We start from the raw sequence: 702 nt of genomic DNA, 5'->3' as shown, positions 1-702 counted from the left end.
TAGTAAAATGGTATAGTACTTATCGTGCTTAACGGTAATATCGGACGCGGGATGGAGCAGCTTGGTAGCTCGTCGGGCTCATAACCCGAAGGTCGTTGGTTCAAATCCAGCTCCCGCAACCACATTCTGTATTAAGTGCTCCGGCATTTAATCATTGCGACACTAGCTCAGTTGGTAGAGCGCAACCTTGCCAAGGTTGAGGTCACGAGTTCGAACCTCGTGTGTCGCTCCATTTTCTCTTAAGTAAAATGGTATAGTACTTATCGTGCTTAACGGTAATATCGGACGCGGGATGGAGCAGCTTGGTAGCTCGTCGGGCTCATAACCCGAAGGTCGTTGGTTCAAATCCAGCTCCCGCAACCACATTCTGTATTAAGTGCTCCGGCATTTAATCATTGCGACACTAGCTCAGTTGGTAGAGCGCAACCTTGCCAAGGTTGAGGTCACGAGTTCGAACCTCGTGTGTCGCTCCAAATTGAATTTGTCATCGTACTTAACGATGAAATGCGACACAAACTCAGTTGATGAGCAAACCTTGCCAAGGTTGAGGTCACGCCTTTTTGTTTTAAAGAAGTGAACCTCGTGTGTCGCTCCATTTTCTCTTAAGTAAAATGGTATAGTACTTATCGTGCTTAACGGTAATATCGGACGCGGGATGGAGCAGCTTGGTAGCTCGTCGGGCTCATAACCCGAAGGTCGTTG

General features: G+C 47.7%; 4 tRNA genes. All 4 read left to right on the top strand.

What is annotated here, in order from left to right:
• Positions 1–45: 45 nt before the first annotated feature.
• Positions 46–122: transfer RNA gene (locus UF06_RS01195), tRNA-Met, on the top strand.
• Between the two features lie 34 nt (positions 123–156).
• Positions 157–232: transfer RNA gene (locus UF06_RS01190), tRNA-Gly, on the top strand.
• 54 nt (positions 233–286) lie between these two features.
• A tRNA-Met gene (locus UF06_RS01185) sits at positions 287–363 on the top strand.
• Between the two features lie 34 nt (positions 364–397).
• A tRNA-Gly gene (locus UF06_RS01180) sits at positions 398–473 on the top strand.
• Positions 474–702: the final 229 nt, after the last annotated feature.

The organism is Vibrio sp. S234-5 (assembly GCF_000960595.1).
GTDB lineage: Bacteria > Pseudomonadota > Gammaproteobacteria > Enterobacterales > Vibrionaceae > Vibrio.
Note: the sequence above shows the minus strand (reverse complement) of the source record. Positions and strands in the feature narration are given on the sequence as shown.